Annotated in this window: 18 protein-coding genes; 4 read left to right on the forward strand and 14 right to left on the reverse strand. The window is 71.7% G+C overall.

Going from position 1 to position 18,431, the window contains the following annotated elements:
* Nucleotides 1-654, reverse strand: coding sequence for a tRNA (adenosine(37)-N6)-threonylcarbamoyltransferase complex dimerization subunit type 1 TsaB (tsaB, locus tag ACWC2B_RS16485; protein ID WP_450717142.1), 654 nt, complete (start codon nucleotides 652-654; stop codon nucleotides 1-3).
* Between the two features lie 145 nt (nucleotides 655-799).
* Between tsaB and ACWC2B_RS16490 the strand changes: the two genes are divergently transcribed.
* Entirely contained in the window at nucleotides 800-1,348 is a 549-nt protein-coding gene (locus ACWC2B_RS16490) for a hypothetical protein (RefSeq protein WP_450717214.1), read from the forward strand.
* Nucleotides 1,349-1,405: 57 nt separating this feature from the next.
* On the opposite strand, the gene ACWC2B_RS16495 is transcribed toward ACWC2B_RS16490, so the two are convergent.
* From ACWC2B_RS16495 to glmS, 8 genes are all read right to left on the reverse strand, one after another.
* Nucleotides 1,406-1,582, reverse strand: a complete 177-nt coding sequence (locus tag ACWC2B_RS16495; RefSeq protein ID WP_450717143.1) for a hypothetical protein — start codon at nucleotides 1,580-1,582, stop codon at nucleotides 1,406-1,408.
* A 152-nt stretch (nucleotides 1,583-1,734) separates the two neighbouring features.
* A complete protein-coding gene (tsaE, locus tag ACWC2B_RS16500) occupies nucleotides 1,735-2,244 on the reverse strand; it encodes a tRNA (adenosine(37)-N6)-threonylcarbamoyltransferase complex ATPase subunit type 1 TsaE (RefSeq protein ID WP_450717144.1) in 510 nt (169 codons plus the stop codon).
* Complete coding sequence (locus tag ACWC2B_RS16505) at nucleotides 2,213-3,448, reverse strand: alpha/beta fold hydrolase (RefSeq protein ID WP_450717145.1); 1,236 nt, start codon at nucleotides 3,446-3,448, stop codon at nucleotides 2,213-2,215. The genes tsaE and ACWC2B_RS16505 overlap by 32 nt, the downstream gene beginning before the upstream one ends.
* Nucleotides 3,449-3,463: 15 nt before the next feature.
* Entirely contained in the window at nucleotides 3,464-4,612 is a 1,149-nt protein-coding gene (alr, locus tag ACWC2B_RS16510; protein ID WP_450717215.1) for an alanine racemase, read from the reverse strand.
* A gap of 126 nt (nucleotides 4,613-4,738) precedes the next feature.
* Nucleotides 4,739-5,731: a L,D-transpeptidase family protein gene (locus ACWC2B_RS16515; protein WP_450717146.1), complete on the reverse strand. Its 993-nt coding sequence runs from the start codon at nucleotides 5,729-5,731 to the stop codon at nucleotides 4,739-4,741.
* A 398-nt stretch (nucleotides 5,732-6,129) separates the two neighbouring features.
* Nucleotides 6,130-7,557 (reverse strand): NAD(P)H-hydrate dehydratase, encoded by a 1,428-nt coding sequence (locus ACWC2B_RS16520; RefSeq protein ID WP_450717147.1) that lies wholly within the window; start codon nucleotides 7,555-7,557, stop codon nucleotides 6,130-6,132.
* Nucleotides 7,558-7,641: 84 nt separating this feature from the next.
* Nucleotides 7,642-8,010, reverse strand: a complete 369-nt coding sequence (locus ACWC2B_RS16525; RefSeq protein WP_450717148.1) for a holo-ACP synthase — start codon at nucleotides 8,008-8,010, stop codon at nucleotides 7,642-7,644.
* Nucleotides 8,011-8,014: 4 nt separating this feature from the next.
* A complete protein-coding gene (gene glmS / locus ACWC2B_RS16530) occupies nucleotides 8,015-9,862 on the reverse strand; it encodes a glutamine--fructose-6-phosphate transaminase (isomerizing) (protein ID WP_450717149.1) in 1,848 nt (615 codons plus the stop codon).
* A gap of 455 nt (nucleotides 9,863-10,317) precedes the next feature.
* Here glmS and coaA point away from each other — a divergent pair, with 455 nt between their 5' ends.
* The gene (gene coaA, locus ACWC2B_RS16535) at nucleotides 10,318-11,307 is read left to right on the forward strand and encodes a type I pantothenate kinase (protein WP_450717150.1); all 990 of its coding nucleotides are present in this window, start codon (nucleotides 10,318-10,320) and stop codon (nucleotides 11,305-11,307) included.
* A 68-nt stretch (nucleotides 11,308-11,375) separates the two neighbouring features.
* Nucleotides 11,376-12,311, forward strand: a complete 936-nt coding sequence (locus tag ACWC2B_RS16540) for a DUF389 domain-containing protein (RefSeq protein WP_450717151.1) — start codon at nucleotides 11,376-11,378, stop codon at nucleotides 12,309-12,311.
* On the opposite strand, the gene glmM is transcribed toward ACWC2B_RS16540, so the two are convergent.
* The 4 genes from glmM to ACWC2B_RS16560 all read right to left on the reverse strand — a co-directional run bounded on the left by glmM (nucleotide 12,308) and on the right by ACWC2B_RS16560 (nucleotide 16,688).
* Entirely contained in the window at nucleotides 12,308-13,666 is a 1,359-nt protein-coding gene (glmM, locus tag ACWC2B_RS16545) for a phosphoglucosamine mutase (protein WP_450717152.1), read from the reverse strand. The two genes, ACWC2B_RS16540 and glmM, sit on opposite strands and share 4 nt — an antisense overlap.
* Nucleotides 13,667-13,785: 119 nt before the next feature.
* Nucleotides 13,786-14,304: a 30S ribosomal protein S9 gene (rpsI, locus tag ACWC2B_RS16550; protein WP_053727626.1), complete on the reverse strand. Its 519-nt coding sequence runs from the start codon at nucleotides 14,302-14,304 to the stop codon at nucleotides 13,786-13,788.
* 42 nt (nucleotides 14,305-14,346) lie between these two features.
* Nucleotides 14,347-14,790 carry a 50S ribosomal protein L13 gene (rplM, locus tag ACWC2B_RS16555; protein WP_053727625.1) on the reverse strand — a complete coding sequence of 148 codons (444 nt, stop codon included), beginning with the start codon at nucleotides 14,788-14,790 and terminating at the stop codon, nucleotides 14,347-14,349.
* A 275-nt stretch (nucleotides 14,791-15,065) separates the two neighbouring features.
* Nucleotides 15,066-16,688, reverse strand: coding sequence for an ABC-F family ATP-binding cassette domain-containing protein (locus tag ACWC2B_RS16560; RefSeq protein WP_450717153.1), 1,623 nt, complete (start codon nucleotides 16,686-16,688; stop codon nucleotides 15,066-15,068).
* Nucleotides 16,689-16,744: 56 nt separating this feature from the next.
* On the opposite strand from ACWC2B_RS16560, the gene ACWC2B_RS16565 reads away from it, so the two are divergent.
* A complete protein-coding gene (locus ACWC2B_RS16565; RefSeq protein ID WP_450717154.1) occupies nucleotides 16,745-17,587 on the forward strand; it encodes a hypothetical protein in 843 nt (280 codons plus the stop codon).
* Here the strand turns inward: ACWC2B_RS16565 and truA are convergent.
* Nucleotides 17,558-18,430 carry a tRNA pseudouridine(38-40) synthase TruA gene (gene truA / locus ACWC2B_RS16570; RefSeq protein ID WP_450717155.1) on the reverse strand — a complete coding sequence of 291 codons (873 nt, stop codon included), beginning with the start codon at nucleotides 18,428-18,430 and terminating at the stop codon, nucleotides 17,558-17,560. The genes ACWC2B_RS16565 and truA overlap by 30 nt on opposite strands.
* Between the last annotated feature and the right edge of the window lies 1 nt (nucleotide 18,431).

An 18,431-nucleotide genomic window follows, 5' to 3' on the forward strand; every position in this document is an offset into this window, starting at 1 on the left:
TCACTTCGGGGTGACCACCTTGTAGTTCTTGGGCACCTGTGCGTCCGGGCGGCGCAGGTACAGGGGTGTCGGCGGCAGGAACTCCGAGCCCGCGGCGAGCTTCTCCGCGGCGAGCGCCGCGAGCGCGCCCGCCGACTGGTGCTCGGGGCCGCGCGCCTCGGGGAACGCCTCCGGGTAGAGGAGGGCGCCCGCGCCGACGACGGGCAGGCCGCTCAGCTCGTCCGCGATGTCGGCGGGCCGGTCGACGCCGGGCTCGCCGGACCGCGTGCGGCAGTCGTCGTACCTGGCCCAGTAGACCTCCTTGCGGCGCGCGTCCGTGGCGACCGCGAAGGGGCCTTCGATGCCGGAGGCGTAGGCGAGTCCGTCCAGGGTGCACAGGCCGTGGACGGGGACGCCGAGCACCGAGCCGAACGTCGCGGCGGTGACCAGGCCGACCCGCAGGCCGGTGTAGGGGCCGGGGCCGACGCCGACGACCAGGTCCGTCACGGCGTCGAGTTTCAGGCCCGCCTCGGCGAGCACCCGGTCGACGGCGGGCAGCAGGAGCTCCCCGTGCCTGCGGGCGTCGACCTGACGGGACTCGGCGACGACGGCGGTGCCGTCGTGCAAGGCGACGGTGACGGCGGGGGTGGCGGTATCAACGGCGAGCAAGAGCACGCGAACAGCCTACGACCAAGGCGGCGGAGGCACGGCGTCCCGCCCTGAGCGTCACGTGCTGCTACCGTCAGCCGCAGGTATGACCGTAGACATGCACGTACGTACGAAAGGGGAAGCCCAGGTGGCAAGGAGCAGCACGGGATTCGTGGCCGGGCTCACCGCGGCCGCTCTCGCGGTGGTCGGCTTCCTCGCCTACCAGGCCTCGGCGAGCGCGCCCCCGCGGGCCCAGCTCGCGGCGCCCGGCGCCAGCGCCTCCCCGTCCGTGCAGCCGTCGAACATGCCGCCCGCCGGGTCCCCCGCCGACAAGCCCGACCTCGCGGTGCCCGCGAACTCCGGCACGGGCGTCCGTGTCGTGTACGCGCTCGGCGCGAAGCGGGTGTGGCTGGTGGGCGTCACGAAGACGCCCAGGACGTTCGCGGTCGTACCGTCCACCATCAGCCCGAAACCCGGCACGTACGTCGTGCTCTCGCGCACCGGGGGCAAGATCACCGGCTCGGACGGGGTGGTCGTCGACCACGTCGTGCGGTTCGCCAGCAACGAGAACGTGGCGATCGGCTTCAGCTCGGCGGTGGACGGCTCGATGACGAGCCCCAAGACGGACAAGAAGGCCGGCGGGATCCGCATGACGCGGGCGGACGGCGACGCGATGTGGACGTTCGCGACCCGCAACTCGAAGGTCGTCGTCGTCCCGTAACGCCCGGGCCAAGCCCGACGAACACCTGAGCCGCATATCCGAGAACACTCGATAGGACTACGCGGCGTCCTTGCGCGCGTCATCCTCGTCGCCCGCCGGGGCGCTCTCGCGCGGCGGGGTCGACACGGCGGTGGCCGCGGCGCACGAGGCGAGCAGATCGTGTATCGACACCCCGAGCGGCACCGGGACGCCCCGCGGGGCCTGTGGCTTCGCTTCGCGTTCCGGCACGGTCATGGCGGCCTCCTGAGGCTGCGGAAGAAGGCGCGGTTAGGTAGACCTAACCAGGTCTCTTCCTCCATGTGACCATGCCCGGTACGGCCCGCGCAACACTTTGCCGACGGCTTGTCGGAATGTACTGCTCCCTCCAGCCGTACCCGGCCGCGGCCTCAGAGGTTCTCGACCCCGGCGCCGGTCCAGCGGGGCCCGATCCCGGTGACCGTGACGACCCTGCGGTCGTCGTCGGTCTCGCCCACCACGCGGTCGATCAGGACCTGGAGCCGGTCGTCGGACAGTTCCTCGACCTTGCCCTCGCCCCACTCGACGACCACCACGGACTCGGGCAGCGACACGTCGAGGTCGAGGTCCTCCATCTCGTCGAGGCCGCCGCCGAGCCGGTACGCGTCCACGTGCACCAGGGCGGGCCCGCCGACCAGCGAGGGGTGGACGCGGGCGATGACGAAGGTCGGGGACGTCACGGCGCCGCGCACGCCGAGGCCCTCGCCGAGGCCGCGGGTGAGGGTCGTCTTGCCGGCGCCGAGCTCTCCGGTGAGCATCACGAGGTCGCCGGGGCGGAGCAGTTTGGCGATGCGGTGGCCCAACTCCTGCATTTCGGAAGGGGAGTTGAGGGTCAGGCGAGTGCCGGCGTCAGCCGCCGGGCTGCTGTGCGGTGCTTCCATACGTCCCAACGTTAGCGGCCTGCGGCACCGCACCGACCCGGGCCAGGAGGTCGGCGAGGCGGTCGGTGACCGTCTCGGGGTGCTCCAGCATCACCAGGTGCCCTCCGTCCGGCACGATGACCAGCTCGGCGTCGGGCAGCAGATCGGCGATGGCCTCGCTGTGCGAGCTGGGCGTGACCAGGTCGCGGTCACCGGCCAGGACCAGGACGGGAACCTCCGCGAAGATCGCCAGGGCCGCTGTCTTGTCGTGCTCGGAGAAGGCCGGGTAGAACTCCGCGACCACGTCGATCGGGGTGCCCTCGATCATCCGCTCGGCGAACCGGGCCACCGCAGGGTCGACGTCCTTGGAGGAGAACGAGTAGCGCTTGATCATGCCCGCAAACAGGTCGGCCGTCGCCCGCCGCCCCCGCTCCACCAGCTCGGCCTGCGAGCCCAGCGCCTTCAGCACGCCGGGCAGCACCCGCCGCACCGCGTTGACCCCGGCCACCGGAAGCCCGTAGTTGACCTCGCCGAGCTTGCCCGAGGACGTACCGACGAAGGCGACGCCGACCACGCGGTCCCGGATCAGTTCGGGGTACTGGTCGGCCAGGGCCATGATCGTCATGCCGCCCATGGAGTGGCCGACCAGGACGAGCGGGCCCTCGGGCGCGGCCGCGTCGATGACGGCCTTCAGGTCGCGGCCGAGCTGGTCGATGTCGACGGGGACGCCGTCGCGCTGCGCCTTGCCGCGGTCCGAGCGGCCGTGGCTGCGCTGGTCCCAGTGCACCGTGCGCAGCACTCCGCGCAGGGCGGCCCGCTGGAAGTGCCAGGAGTCCTGGCCGAGGCAGTAGCCGTGCGAGAACACCACGGTGACCGGGGCCGGGACCTTGCGCCCGAACAGCCGGCGCTTGCGCGAGCCGTTGGCGCCCGCCTCCGGCTCGACCTCGTCGGTCTCGTAGTAGAGGACGGTGCCGTCGTCGGCGACCGCCTTGCCGGGCATGCCCCGCAGAGACCCGTAGGGCCCGGACGCGTCAAGGGCGAGCCGCGCCTTCCTGCGCATCCCGCGCCCGACGGTGAGCCGCTCTATGGCGACCCCCGCCGCGGCGCCCGCCGCGACCACGCCGATCGCGGCGCCCGCGAACCCGGCCAGCCGCCAGTTCCCCACCGCCGACTGGGCATCCTGGACCGCGGATACGACGGCGTCCCCCGTGCTGCTCTCGCTCACCGTGCCGCTCCGCTCTTACTCGTCGTCGTCGGAACACTCATTCACGTAGACGCGGGGCACCCGTGAACCGATGCGCGTCACGATCTCGTAGCCGATGGTGTCGGCCGCCCGCGCCCAGTCCTCGACCGTCGGTTCCCCGTGGTCGCCCGGCCCGAAAAGGACGGCCCGGTCGCCCGGCTCGACCCTGTCCCCCTCAAGGTCGACCACGAACTGGTCCATGGCAATGCGGCCCGCCGCAGTACGCACTTTCCCGCCCACCAGAACCGGACCGCGCCCGGAGGCGTGCCGCGGAATGCCGTCGGCGTAGCCGAGCGGGACGAGGCCGAGGGTGGTCTCGCCCTTCGTGACGTAGTGATGCCCGTAACTGACGCCGTGACCCGCCGGAACCTGCTTGGCGAGGGCCACCGAGGCCGACAGCGTCATGACCGGGCGGAGCCCGAGCTCCCGCGCGGTGCCGAGCTCCGGCGCCGGCGAGATGCCGTACATGGCGATGCCGGTGCGTACGAGGTCGAAGTGGGACTCGGGGAGGGTGAGCGTGGCCGGGGAGTTGGCGATGTGCCGCACCTCGGGGGTGACGCCCGCCTTCTCCGCGTACGCCGTCATCTCCTGGAACACCGAGAGCTGGGCCGCGATCGAGGAGTGGCCGGGCTCGTCGGCGCAGGCCAGGTGCGACCACAGGCCGGTGACCGTCACCTCGGGGGCGGCGAGCGCCGCGTGCACGAGTTCCGGCCAGTCGGCGGGCTGGCAGCCGTTGCGGCCGAGCCCGGTGTCGGCCTTGAGCTGGATCCTGGCGGTGAGTCCGGCGCCGCGAGCGGCCTCGACGACCTCCCGCAGCGCCCACATGCCACTGACCGAGACGTCGATGTCCGCCTCGATGGCCTCGCGCCAGGGGCCGCCCGGCGTCCACAGCCAGCACATCATCGGGCCCTCGATGCCGGCCGCGCGCAGCGCCAGCGCCTCGTCCGGCGTCGCGGTGCCGATCCACGCGGCGCCCGCCTCCCGCGCAGCCCTGGCGCACGGCACCGCGCCGTGCCCGTACGCGTCCGCCTTCACCACGGCCATGAGCTGCGCGCCGGGCGAACAGGCGCGCAGCCTGCGCACGTTGGCACGCAGCGCACCGAGGTCGATCTCGGCGCGGGCGCGCCCGGCGGGGTACTGAGTCATCGCGGTCATCGCGCCAAGTCTCTCAGAGCGCGCGGGGACTCGGATTGTGCCGCAGGACACACCGGCGGAAGCGCTTGGTCAGGTGCCGTCCCGGTGCCCCCACACGTCGGCGGGATCGGGACAGGCTCAGGTACCGTCCCGATGCCCCCACACATAGACGCCGTCGCCCTGGCGCAGGGCGTCCCACAGTTTGCGCGCATCACCGAGGCTGAGGTTCACACAGCCCTGGCTGCCGACCGAGGTGTAGACGCTGTGGTAGATGGCGTGGAAGGCCTGCCCGCCGTCGAAGAACTGGGCGTAGGGCATGGACTGGTGGTAGATCGTCGACCAGTGGTTCTTGTGCCGCCAGTAGACCTTGTGCCACCCGGCCCGGGTCGGAAGCGAAGCCCGCCCGCTGCGGATGGGCACCGGCCCGAAGGTCACCTTCTGGCCGTCCTGCACCCACATCAACTGCCGCGTCAGATCCACGCACGCGACCCGCTTCGCCTTGACGGGGCACTTGCGCGCGGCGTTGGGGTTCTTGCGCGCGGACAGGAACTGCATCCGGGACCAGGTCACCGGCCCCGCGAACCCGATGGTCGGCGAAATGCCCTGCGCCTGCTGGAAGTTACGGATCGCGGCACAGTCGGCGGATGACTGCCGCCCGTCCGCCTTGAGCCCGAGCCACCGCTCGACCTGCCGCTGATAGGGCCCGGACTTGGCGGTACAGCTACCCGGCTTGGCGGCGACCTCGCTCCGCGGTACGTACTCGACGAGCCGGTACGCCCCCTCGGGCGCGGCAACCGGCTCAAGCCGGTCCTCGGCGGCGCTGGGCTGGTAGACGAGCGGGGGCAGCGCCTGGTCGGGGGTGTCGAGCGGCCCTGCCTGAGGATCGAGAACCTCGCCGCGAACGAGGGCCTCGGCGGGGGCGGTGCCGGAGGCGGGCGGGCCGGGGGGCGCGGGGGCGGTGCCGCCCGGCGCGGGAGGCACGGGCGCGGCGGGCCGACCGGGCGGCGGGGGCTGGGGGCCACCGGTGTCGGGCGCGGCGGCCCCGAGCGCGAGAGCGGCCGCGAGCACCAGCCCGCAAGCCCACCATTTCTGACGTTTCTGCCGCTTTTTACGGGTTTGTCCTTGGCTCATGCGCCCAGAGAACCCCCCACTCCGGGCGTGTCGCGGAAGCCGCGCGGCAGATGTCACCCGGCGGCGGGGGCGCCGATGCGGGCCCCCGGACGAGCGGGTGATCACGGGCATCAGCCCGCCGCGCACCTCCAGCCCGTCAGACAACCATGGGCATCCGCCCACTCCTGGCCCGTCCGGCGTTTGAGGACGAGCGCCCTCAAGGCGCAAACGGGGTCTGGGGCAGAGCCCCAGGAGACGACCGCCGGGCCGCAGCCGATCCACCCACCCCCGGCGGGTCCAGGGAAGGGGCGGGGCGGGGCCAACGGGGTCTGGGGCGGAGCCCCAGCACCACAGGGCACAGGTACGCCCATCACGGCGGGCACCACGCCGACCCGCCTCCCGCGATACGCGCCCCCTCCTCACCCGGCCGACGCGGCAACGTCCCGCCAAACCCCCGGCACCGCCTCAGCAACCGCGTACGCAGTCGCAGGCGCCCCCTGCGCGGCATGGCGCCCGGCCAAGCCGTGAAGGTAGGCCGCCACCGACGCGGCGTCCCTCGCGCGCAGCCCCGTCGCGAGCAGCGAGCCCGCCAGGCCCGACAGCACGTCCCCGCTGCCCGCCGTGGCCAGCCACGGGGTGCCGGTCGGGTTGACCCGCACGGGCCCGTCCGCGTCAGCGACCAGCGTGGTCGAGCCCTTGAGGAGCACGGTCGCGCCGTACCGCACGGCCAGTTCGCGCGCCGAGGCCAGCCGCTCGGCCTCGACCTTCTCGCGCGGGACGCAGAGCAGCGCGGCCGCCTCGCCCGCGTGCGGGGTGAGCAGGGTGGCCGCCGAGCGGGCCTGTACCGCGTCGGGGTCGAGACCGCGCAGCCCGTCCGCGTCCACCAGGACCGGCACGTCCGAGCCGAGCACCTCATCAACGCCCGGACCGTCCCCCAGCCCGGGGCCGACCACCCACGCCTGCACCCGCCCGGCCTTCGCGGGGGAGCCGTCCGACACCAGGGTCTCGGGGAAGCGCGCGATGACCGCGTCGCCGCCGGGCCCGACGTAGCGCACGGCACCGGCCCCGCCCCTCAGCGCGCCCGCGACGGCGAGGACCGCCGCGCCGGGATAGCGGGCCGAACCGGCGACGACCCCGACGACACCCCGCCGGTACTTGTCGCTCTCGGCGGCCGGAGTGGGCAACAGGTCGGCGACGTCGGCGTGTTGGAGGGCCTCGACGCCGGGGACGGACGGCAGGTCGAGCCCGATCGGGACGAGGCGTACGGCTCCCGCGTACTCGCGCGCCGGGTCGATGAGCAGTCCCGGCTTGTACGCCCCGAACGTGACGGTCGCGTCCGCCCGCAGCGCCTCGCCGGGCACCTCGCCGGTGCCCGCGTCCACACCGCTGGGGAGGTCGACGGCGACGACCACGGCGTTGGACCCCCGGGCCGCCCGGGCGAGCGGGATCGCGTCGGGGCGGAGCCCCCCACGGCCTCCGATGCCGGTGATGCCGTCCAGTACGAGGTCGGCGGCGGCCAGTACCTCGAAGGGGTCGTCGGCGATGCGGCCGCCGGCCCGGGTCAGGGCGGCGAGGCCTTCGGGGTGGGCGCGGTCGGGGGCGAGCAGCACCGCGCTGACGCCCGCGCCCCGGCGGGCCAGGCGGGCCCCCGCGTACAGGGCGTCGCCGCCGTTGTCCCCGCTGCCGACGAGCAGCACGACCCTGGCGCCGTACACCCGGCCCAGCATGTCCGCGCAGGCCGCGGCGAGGCCGGCGGCGGCGCGCTGCATGAGCGTGCCGGGCGGGAGGAGGGCCATGAGCTCGCTCTCGGCGGCCCGAACGGTGTCGACGTCGTAGGCAGTACGCATGCCTCCAACTCTCCCCCACCCCGGCCCGCCCCGCTGTGACATTCGCGGCTCCTCCGCGTGGCCCGCGGGGCGGGTCGGGGAAACTCACCCCTCCGCGATCACCACCGCGGACGCGACGCCCGCGTCATGACTGAGCGAGACATGCCAGTGCCGGACCCCCAGCTCCGCCGCCCGCGCGGCGACGGACCCCCGCACCCGGAGCCGCGGCTGCCCGCTCCCCTCCACGTACACCTCCGCGTCCGTCCACAGCAGCCCCGCCGGCGCGCCCAGCGCCTTCGCGAGCGCCTCCTTCGCCGCGAAGCGGGCCGCCAGCGAGGCGATCCCGCGCCGCTCGCCGTCCGGCAGTATCAACTCGCTGTCGACGAACAGCCGTTGGGCCATGGCGGGCGTCCGCCGCAGAGCGGCGTCGAACCGCTCGATCTCGGCCACATCGATCCCAACCCCGATGATCACGCGCTCACTCCACCGTGACGGACTTGGCCAGGTTGCGAGGCTGGTCGACCTCGTTGCCCCGGGCCGTGGCCAGCTCGCACGCGAAGACCTGGAGCGGCACGGTCGCCACCAGCGGCTGGAGCAGCGTGGGCGTGACCGGGATGCGGATCAGATGGTCGGCGTACGGCACGACCGCCTCGTCACCCTCCTCCGCGATCACGATCGTGCGCGCCCCCCGCGCCCGGATCTCCTGGATATTGGAAACGATCTTGTCGTGCAGAACAGAACGCCCGCGAGGCGAGGGAACGACGACCACAACCGGCAGATCTTCCTCGATCAGCGCGATCGGCCCGTGCTTCAGCTCCCCCGCCGCGAACCCCTCGGCATGCATGTACGCCAGCTCCTTGAGCTTGAGCGCACCTTCGAGGGCGACCGGGTAGCCGACGTGCCGGCCGAGGAACAGCACCGTGTTCTTGTCGGCGAGCGAGCGCGCCAACTCCCGTACGGGCTCCATGGTTTCGAGGACCTTGTCGACCTCGGAGGCGATCTCGGCGAGGTCGTGGACGACGGCCCGGATCTCGTCGCCCCACTTGGTCCCGCGCACCTGGCCGAGATACAGAGCCACCAGATAGCAGGCGACCAACTGGGTGAGGAAGGCCTTCGTCGAGGCGACGGCGACCTCGGGACCCGCGTGCGTGTACAGGACCGCGTCCGACTCGCGCGGGATCGTCGACCCGTTGGTGTTGCAGATCGCGAGCACCTTCGCACCCTGCTCGCGGGCGTGCCGCAGCGCCATCAGCGTGTCCATGGTCTCGCCGGACTGCGAGATGGCGATGACGAGCGTGCGCTGGTCGAGGATCGGGTCCCGGTAGCGGAACTCGCTGGCCAGCTCCGTCTCGCACGGGATCCGCGTCCAGTGCTCGATCGCCAGCTTCGCGATCATGCCCGCGTGGTAGGCCGTCCCGCACGCCACGATGACGACCTTGTCGACCTCGCGCAGTACGGAGTCGGGGATGCGCAGTTCGTCCAGGGTGAGCGAGCCCACCGCGTCGATCCGGCCGAGCAGCGTGTCGGCGACGGCCTTGGGCTGCTCGGCGATCTCCTTGAGCATGAAGTAGTCGTAGCCGCCCTTCTCGGCGGCGGAGGCGTCCCAGTCGACGTGGTACGCCCGGGTTTCGGCCGGCGCCCCGTCGAAGTCGGTGACGGTGACCCCGTCCCGGCGCAGCTCGACGACCTGGTCCTGGCCGAGTTCGATCGCGGAGCGGGTGTGCGCGATGAACGCGGCGACGTCGGAGGCGAGGAACGCCTCCCCCTCGCCGACCCCGACCACCAGGGGCGAGTTGCGCCGCGCGCCCACGACGACGTCCGGCTCGTCCGCGTGCACCGCGACCAGCGTGAACGCGCCCTCAAGGCGTCGGCACACCTGCCGCATCGCTTCCGCCAGGTCCTCGGCGGAGGAGTAGCACTCGGCGAGGAGGTGCGCCACGACCTCGGTGTCCGTCTCGGAGGCCAGCTGGTGGCCGCGCTCGGCGAGCTCGGCCCGCAGCGCGGCGAAGTTCTCGATGATCCCGTTGTGCACGACGGCGACCCGCCCGGCGTTGTCCAGGTGCGGGTGCGCGTTCGCGTCGGTCGGCCCGCCGTGCGTGGCCCACCGGGTGTGCCCGATGCCGGTCGCCCCGGTGGGCAGCGGCGCCTCCAGGAGCGCCTTCTCCAGATTGACCAGCTTGCCGGCCTTCTTCGCCCCGGCGAGCCCGCCGTCGGCGAGGACCGCGACGCCCGCCGAGTCGTATCCGCGGTACTCAAGCCGCTTGAGCCCCGCCACGACGACGTCCAGCGCCGACTGCCCGCCTACGTAACCCACGATTCCGCACATAGAAACCCCTCCATGGCCGCCTGACCAGCGACTTAAGGTGTCACTTACCACCCCTGACACCCTCTGGGGAGCCGGTGTGGAGCCCAACTCCCCATCGACCCACGCATCGAGCGCTTCGAGGCCACGACTGCCCGAGTCCGGCATCACGTGCGGTTACGTTCGCGTACGTTCGCGGCATGAAGGCCGGGTCCTCATGACCGAGCCACCTTGCCACGAGAACCGGCGACTCCCCCGCTTACGGCAGTGTCGCGGCGCGGGTGTGGCGCAGAACATGCAGCCCGCCACGCGCCGCCGCGCGGCACTGCCCTGACGGCCCGTCGCCCAGGCTCCCCAGCGGGCCCGCCACCCGTCAGGCCTCCATACCCTCCGTTCCGTCCGGATTCAGGACGGAGGGGTGGGAGCCAAGTGACCCACCCCACCCCCCACACACGTCATACAGCCGCAACAATGGACCCGTGATCACTTCGCCGCCACGGAGCGCCCACCGCAAGCCGGAGGCGACTCCCTATGTGGACCTGACCCGCGCAGAGTGGAGCGCCCTGCGCGACAAGACGCCGTTGCCGCTGACCGCCGAGGAGGTCGAGCGGCTGCGCGGGCTCGGTGACGTCATCGACCTCGACGAAGTGCGCGACATCTATCTGCCGCTGTCCCGGCTGCTCAACCTGTACGTGGAGGCCACCGCCCATCTGCGCGGCACCCTCAACACGTTCCTGGGCGACGCGGGCAACGGGCACGGCACCCAGCACGGCACCCCGTTCGTCATAGGGGTCGCCGGTTCCGTGGCGGTCGGCAAGTCGACCGTGGCGCGGCTCCTCCAGGCGCTGCTCGCCCGCTGGCCCGAGCACCCCCGCGTCGAGCTGGTCACCACCGACGGCTTCCTGTACCCGATGGCCGAGCTCCAGCGCCGCGGCCTGATGTCGCGCAAGGGCTTCCCCGAGTCGTACGACCGCCGGGCCCTGACCCGGTTCGTCGCCGACATCAAGGCGGGCAAGGACGAGGTCACCGCGCCCGTCTACTCGCACCTGATCTACGACATCGTGCCGGACGAGCGGCTCGTCGTGCGCCGCCCCGACATCCTGATCGTGGAGGGCCTCAACGTCCTGCAGCCCGCCCTGCCCGGCCAGGACGGCCGCACCCGGGTCGGCCTCGCGGACTACTTCGACTTCAGCGTGTACGTGGACGCGCGCACCGAGGACATCGAGACCTGGTACCTCAACCGCTTCCGCAAGCTGCGGGAGACGGCCTTCCAGAACCCGTTCTCGTACTTCCGCAAGTACACCCAGGTCTCCGAGGAGGAGGCCCTCGACTACGCCCGGACGACCTGGCGCACCATCAACCGGCCCAACCTGGTGGAGAACGTGGCACCCACCCGCGGCCGGGCCACGCTCGTCGTACGCAAGGGCCCCGACCACAAGATCCAGAAGATCTCCCTGCGCAAGCTCTGACCGCGCACTCCGGCCGCAAGCTCCAGGCTCGCATTCCGACCGCAACCTCTCACTCCCGGCGAGGAAACGTGCTGCACCTGCGACTGATCGTGCCCGCCGACCGCACCGACGAGGTCGTGCGCACCGTGGAGTCGACGGTCGGCACCGCGCATCTGGCGGTGCTCCCGGGGGCGGCCCGCAATCCGGTCGGCGATCTCGTGCTGTGCGACGTGGCGCGCGAGGCCGGGGACTCCCTGATCGCCGAACTGAGGGCCATCGGGCTCGACCGGGACGGTTCGATCGCCGTCGACCACATCGAGCTCTCGATCTCCAAGCGTGCCGACAAGGCCGAGGCGGAGGCGCCGGGCGAGGGCGCGGACGCGGTGCTGTGGGAGTCGCTGACCGACGCCACGCACGAGGAGTCGACGCTGTCGGTCACGTATGTGGCGTTCCTCGCCGTCGCGACGATGCTCGCGGCGTGCGGGGTGATGCTCGACAACGCGATCCTGATCGTGGGCGCGATGGCGGTCGGCCCCGAGTTCGGGCCGCTGGCCGGGATCTCCACGGCGCTGGTGCGGCGCGCCCCGCGCCTGGTGTGGCGCTCGCTGATCGCGCTGGTGGTGGGCTTCGCCTCGGCGATGCTGCTCACGGCGGGCTTCGGCTGGCTGATGGAGGTGTGCGGGCTCTTCGACAAGTCGATGATCGAGGCGGCCCGCCCGAACACGGCGTTCATCTACCGGCCCGACTGGATGTCGTTCGTCGTGGCGTTCCTGGCGGGCATCGCGGGAACGCTCTCGCTCACCTCGGCGAAGTCAGGCGCCCTGATCGGTGTGGCGATCTCAGTGACGACGGTCCCGGCGGCGGCCAACGCCGCGATGGCGTTCAGCTACCAGGACTACGGCCAGACCTGGGGCTCCAGCTGGCAACTGCTCGCCAACCTGGGCGGCATCGTCCTGTCCGGCACGCTCACGCTGCTCGCCCAGAAGTTCCTCTGGGCGAGCCAGCGCAAACGTCAACTGCCTTAGCCCAAGGCCGACTTGACCACATCGGCGAGGCGCCCCGCGACCGAGCGGGCCTGCTCGATGTCGGCGGCCTCGACCATGACGCGGACCAGCGGCTCGGTGCCCGACGGGCGAAGCAGCACCCGGCCGGTGGCGCCCAGCTCCCGCTCGGCCTCGGCCACGGCCGTGCCCAGCTCGGCGGAGGTGGAGACGCGGGACTTGTCGACGTCGGGGACGTTGATCAGGACCTGCGGCAGGCGCTCCATGACCCCGGCGAGGTCGGCGAGCGTGCGGCGGGTCGCGGCGACGCGGGCGGCCAGCATCAGGCCGGTCAGCGTGCCGTCACCGGTGGTCGCGTGGTCCAGGATGATCACGTGGCCGGACTGCTCGCCGCCGAGCGCGTACCCGTGCTCCTTCATGGACTCCAGGACATAGCGGTCGCCGACCGCGGTCTGGACGAGCTGGATGCCCTCGCGCTCCATGGCGATCTTGAAGCCCAGGTTGGACATGACGGTGCCGACGACGGTGTTGCCACGCAGCGTGCCCGCCTCGCGCATGCCGAGGGCGAGGACCGCGAGGATCTGGTCGCCGTCGACCTCGTTGCCCGCGCCGTCCACGGCCAGGCAGCGGTCGGCGTCGCCGTCGTGCGCGATGCCGAGGTCGGCGCCGTGCTCGACGACGGCCGCCTTGAGGAGGTCGAGGTGGGTGGAGCCGCACCCGTCGTTGATGTTGAGCCCGTCCGGCTCGGCCCCGATCGTGACGACCTCGGCGCCGGCCCGCGTGAACGCCTCGGGCGAGACCCAGGCGGCCGCGCCGTGCGCCTCGTCCAGGACGACCTTCAGCCCGTCGAGGCGGTTGGGCAGCACCCCGATGAGGTGCGCGACGTACCGGTCGAAGCCCTCGTCGTACGAGCGGACGCGGCCCACGCCGGAGCCGGTCGGGCGCTCCCACGGCGCGCCCGTGCGGTGCTGCTCGTAGATCGACTCGATGCGGTCCTCCAGCTCGTCGGCGAGCTTGTGGCCGCCGCGCGCGAAGAACTTGACACCGTTGTCCGGCATGGCGTTGTGGCTGGCCGAGAGCATCACGCCGAGGTCGGCACCCAGCACGCCGGTGAGGTACGCCACCGCGGGGGTGGGCAGCACACCGACCCGCAGGACGTCCACGCCCGCGCTCGCGAGGCCCGCGACGACCGCGGCCTCCAGGAACTCGCCCGAGGCCCGGGGGTCACGCCCGACCACGGCGGTCGGCCGATGCCCCTCGAAGGTCCCCGCCTCGGCGAGCACGTGCGCCGCCGCGACCGACAGGCCGAGCGCGAGCTCAGCCGTCAGATCCGAGTTGGCGACACCGCGCACGCCGTCCGTGCCGAAGAGTCGTCCCACGTCTGTCCTCCGAAAACCTGAAAGTGCGGGGTAATAACTGCGGGGGTGGATAGACGAACGCCCCGGCAGCACGGAAGGTGCTGCCGGGGCGAACGAAAGCCGTAGTGGCAGGCGCGGATTTAGCGCTTGCTGTACTGCGGGGCCTTACGGGCCTTCTTGAGACCGGCCTTCTTGCGCTCGACCGCACGGTCGTCACGCGAGAGGAAGCCGGCCTTCTTGAGGGCGCCGCGGTTGTTGTCCACGTCCGCCTCGTTCAGCGCACGGGCCACGCCGAGGCGCAGGGCGCCGGCCTGACCGGACACGCCGCCACCCGAGATGCGGGCGATGACGTCGTAGCGGTTGTCGAGTTCGAGCACCTTGAAGGGCTCGTTGACTTCCTGCTGGTGGACCTTGTTCGGGAAGTAGTCCTCAAGCGTACGCCCGTTGATCTTCCACTTGCCGGTGCCCGGAACGATCCGGACGCGGGCGATGGCGTTCTTGCGGCGACCCAGGCCGGCGGCCGGCTGCGGGTCCCCGAAGCGGGAAGCCATCGACTCGGAGGTGTACTCGCCCTCGACGGGCACCTCGGACTCGAAGGTGGTCACTTCGGCGTAGGTCTCGTCGCCCTCAAGCGGGGTCTCGACGGTGGTCTCGGCCACGATTCTCCTCAGATTTCTTTACGTCTTAGGGGGTGGCCGGAACTACTGCGCGACCTGGGTGATCTCGAACGGCACCGGCTGCTGGGCAGCGTGGGGGTGCTGGTCGCCCGAGTAGACCTTCAGCTTCGAGAGCATCTGACGGCCCAGGGTGTTCTTGGGGATCATGCCCTTGATGGCCTTCTCGACGGCCTTCTCCGGGTTGTTCGCCAGGAGGTCGTCGTAGCGCACCGAGCGGAGGCCGCCCGGGTAGCCGGAGTGGCGGTAGGCCATCTTCTGGGTCTTCTTGTTGCCGGACAGGTGAACCTTGTCGGCGTTGATGATGATGACGAAGTCACCCATGTCCATGTGGGGCGCATAGACGGGCTTGTGCTTGCCCCGGAGGAGGTTCGCAGCGGTGGTCGCCAGACGACCCAGGACGACGTCCCGGGCATCAATGACGTGCCACTGGCGAGTGATGTCGCCGGGCTTGGGGCTGTACGTACGCACTTCGTAGCCTTCGCTTCTTAGTGGATGGGGTACCAGACACATTGCACCCTGAAGCGATCATGCAGCTGGGGCTCACAATGCCGGGGACGCTGCCCGTATGCGAGCCACTGGTAACTGCTCCAGGAAACTTGCGTAAGGGCCTCTCGCGTGAGAACGACGGAGCCAATACGCATAACAAACCAGAAGACTACCCGGGCGCCCCCGGGCGGGTCAAAACCGCCCGGGCCCGACCTGGCCCGATTCGACCGGACCAGGCCCTGGCCTGCATAAACGCCCTACCTGGCCCGCTCCACCCGGCGCTCGTCCCACACCGGCTCCGACGTCTCACGCACCACGCCGTCCGAGCCGAAGACCAGATAACGGTCGAACGTCTTGGAGAACCAGCGGTCGTGGGTGACGGCGAGCACCGTGCCGTCGTACGACTCCAGCCCGTCCTGCAGCGCCTCCGCCGATTCCAGGTCGAGGTTGTCCGTCGGCTCGTCGAGCAGCAGAGCGGTCGTGCCGGCCAGCTCCAGGAGAAGGATCTGGAAGCGGGCCTGCTGGCCACCCGAGAGCTTCTCGAAGGGCTGGTCCCCCTGCCGCTCCAGCTCGTAGCGGCGAAGGACCGACATCGCGGCCCCGCGGTCCTTGGCGTGCTCGCTCCACAGGATGTCGACGAGGGTGCGCCCGAGCAGCTCGGGGTGTGCGTGGGTCTGCGCGAAGTGCCCGGGCACGACCCGCGCGCCCAGCTTCCAGTTCCCGCTGTACGCCACCGACGGATCCCCCGCGAGCAGCCGCAGGAAGTGCGACTTCCCGGAGCCGTTGGAGCCGAGGACCGCGACCCGCTCGCCGTAGAAGACTTCGAGCGAGAACGGCTTCATCAGCCCCGTCAGCTCAAGGTTCTCGCAGGTCAGGGCGCGTACACCGGTACGGCCGCCGCGCAGCCGCATGGTGATCGCCTGCTCGCGCGGCGGCTCCGGGGGCGGGCCCACCTCCTCGAACTTCTTGAAGCGGGTCTGCATCGCGTGGTAGCGCGACGCCATGTCCGGGCTGATCGCGGCCTGGTTGCGCAGCCGCAGGACCAGCGCCTTCAGACGGGCGTGCTCCTCGTCCCAGCGCCGCTTGAGCTCCTCGAAGCGCGCGAACCGCTCCCGGCGGGCCTCGTGGTAGGTGCCGAACCCGGCGCCGTGCACCCACACGTCCGTCCCCGCGGGGCTCGGCTCCAGGCTCACGATCCGCTCGGCGGCCCGCGAGAGCAGCTCCCGGTCGTGCGAGACGAACAGGACGGTCTTACGGGTCTCCCGCAGCCGCTCCTCCAGCCAGCGCTTGCCGGGGACGTCCAGATAGTTGTCCGGCTCGTCCAGGAGCAGCACCTCGTCGGGCCCGCGGAGCAGCGCTTCGAGCACGAGCCGCTTCTGCTCGCCACCGCTGAGCGTGCGCACCTCACGGAACTGGGCCTTGTCGTACGGCATCCCCAGCGCGGCCATGGTGCACATGTCCCAGACCGTCTCGGCCTCGTACCCGTGCACCTCCGCCCAGTCGCTGAGCGCCTGCGCGTACTTCATCTGCGCGGCCTCGTCGTCGACCGTCATGATCAGGTGCTCGGCCGCGTCCACCTCGGCCGCGGCCTTCCGGATCCGCGGCTGCGCGACGGAAACCAGCAGGTCACGCACCGTACGCTCGTCGCGCACCGAGCCCACGAACTGCGGCATCACGCCGAGCCCGCCGCTCACCGACACCGAGCCGCCGTGCGGCTGGAGCTCGCCGGAGATCATGCGGAGCAGCGTCGTCTTGCCGGCCCCGTTGGCACCGACCAGAGCCACCACCGAACCCTCAGCCACCCGGAACGAGGCGTCGCCGAGCAGCACCCGCCCGTCCGGGAGGTAGTACTCCAGATGTGCAGCCTCAAGATGTCCCATGGGCGGATTGTCGCGCAGGCCCTGGCCCTGTGGACAATCGAATTAAGATGCGCGGCATGAGCTTTGGGCAAGGGGGACCCGCGTGGGGCCCGGGGGATCAGCAGACACCGGACTGGGCGGCGCTCGCCGATGCGTCGGCCGCGCGCAGCCGGCGCAAGAAGTGGCTGTTCATAGGCGGCGGCGCACTGGCGACGGCGGCGGTCGTCGCGGTCGTGGCCACCGTGATCGTCAACGCGGGCAACAAGGACGACGGCAAGTCGGCCAGTGAACTGCCCTCTCCCCCGGCGCTGCCCAGCAACAGCGCGCAGCCGGGCCCCTCGTTCTCCCAGGTGGCCCCGCCGCCCCCGCCCAACCCGTACGACTACATCTCCAGTGCGAAGAAGGACACGGCGCCGCTGAGCGCCGACACCCTCTTCCCGGGCAAGAGCCTGACGCTGGGCAGCGGCGTCTACGCCAAGGGCCCCACCGACCAGGTCACCGACTGCGCCTCGGTCACCCAGGGTTCGCTCGGCTCGGCTCTCAACAACAACGGCTGCCGCCAGGTCATCCGGGCCACGTTCACGAAGGACGGCGTCGCGGTCACGGTCGGGGTCGCCGTGTTCGACACGGACACCGCGGCGACGAAGGCCAAGGAGCAGGCGAACGGCGGCATCGCGTCGCTCTCCGGCTCGGGCGTGAACACGTTCTGCCGGGGCGGTTCGGTGTGCCGGTCGACCACCAACTCCTACGGCCGCTATGCCTACTTCACGACCGGCGGCTTCGCCAACGGCAAGAGCGTGACGAAGGGCGACCAAGCCGTGTTCGCGGCGGGCGACGACCTCGCGAAGTCCACCTTCGACCAGATCGTCGCCCGCGGCCGCAACCAGGCCTCAGCAGCAGCCGCCAGGCCCGCCGCCTGAACTCCCGGGCAGCGTACGCACGTTGCGCGCCTCCTTGCTGCGCGCGGCGAGCAACTCGTCGGCGGGGTAGCCGACTTCCTCCAGGGTGAGGCCGTGCGGCTTGACCACGTGCACGGAGGAGTCGCGCACCGCGGCCGCGAGGACCTTGCCGGGCCACTCGGGGCCCCGGTGGCCGTCGCCGACGTACAACAGCGCGCCCACGAGGGAGCGCACCATGTTGTGGCAGAAGGCGTCGGCGCGCACGGTCGCGGTGACGATCCCGTCGTCGGCGCGCACCCAGGACAGCTCCTGGAGCGTGCGGATGGTGGTGGCGCCTTCCCTCTTCTTGCAGTACGCCGCGAAGTCGTGCTCGCCGAGCAGCGCGGCGGAGGCCGCGTTCATGGCCTCGACGTCCAACTCCCAGTCGTGCCACAGGACATGACCGCGCAACAGGGGGTCGACACCGCCGACGTTGTCGGTCACCCGGTACGCGTACCGCCGCCAGATGGCCGAGAACCGCGCGTTGAAACCACTCGGCGCCTCGGCGATCCGCCAGATCCGCACGTCGTGCGGCAGCCGCCCGGCCATGCGCCGCAGCAGCTTCTCGCGGTGCTCGGCCCACACGTCCTCGGGCAGGTCGACGTGCGCGACCTGCCCGCGCGCGTGCACCCCGGCGTCGGTGCGCCCGGCAACCGTCAGGTCGTACGTCACGTCGGAGCGCGTCACCGTGCGCAGCGCGTCCTCGATCTCGCCCTGCACGGTCCTGCGTCCGAGCGGCTGCCGGGCCCAGCCGGAGAAGTCCTTGCCGTCGTACGACAGATCGAGCCGCACCCGGACGAGGCCGGGCTCCACCTCATCACTCACG

Source organism: Streptomyces sp. NPDC001415, assembly GCF_053597395.1.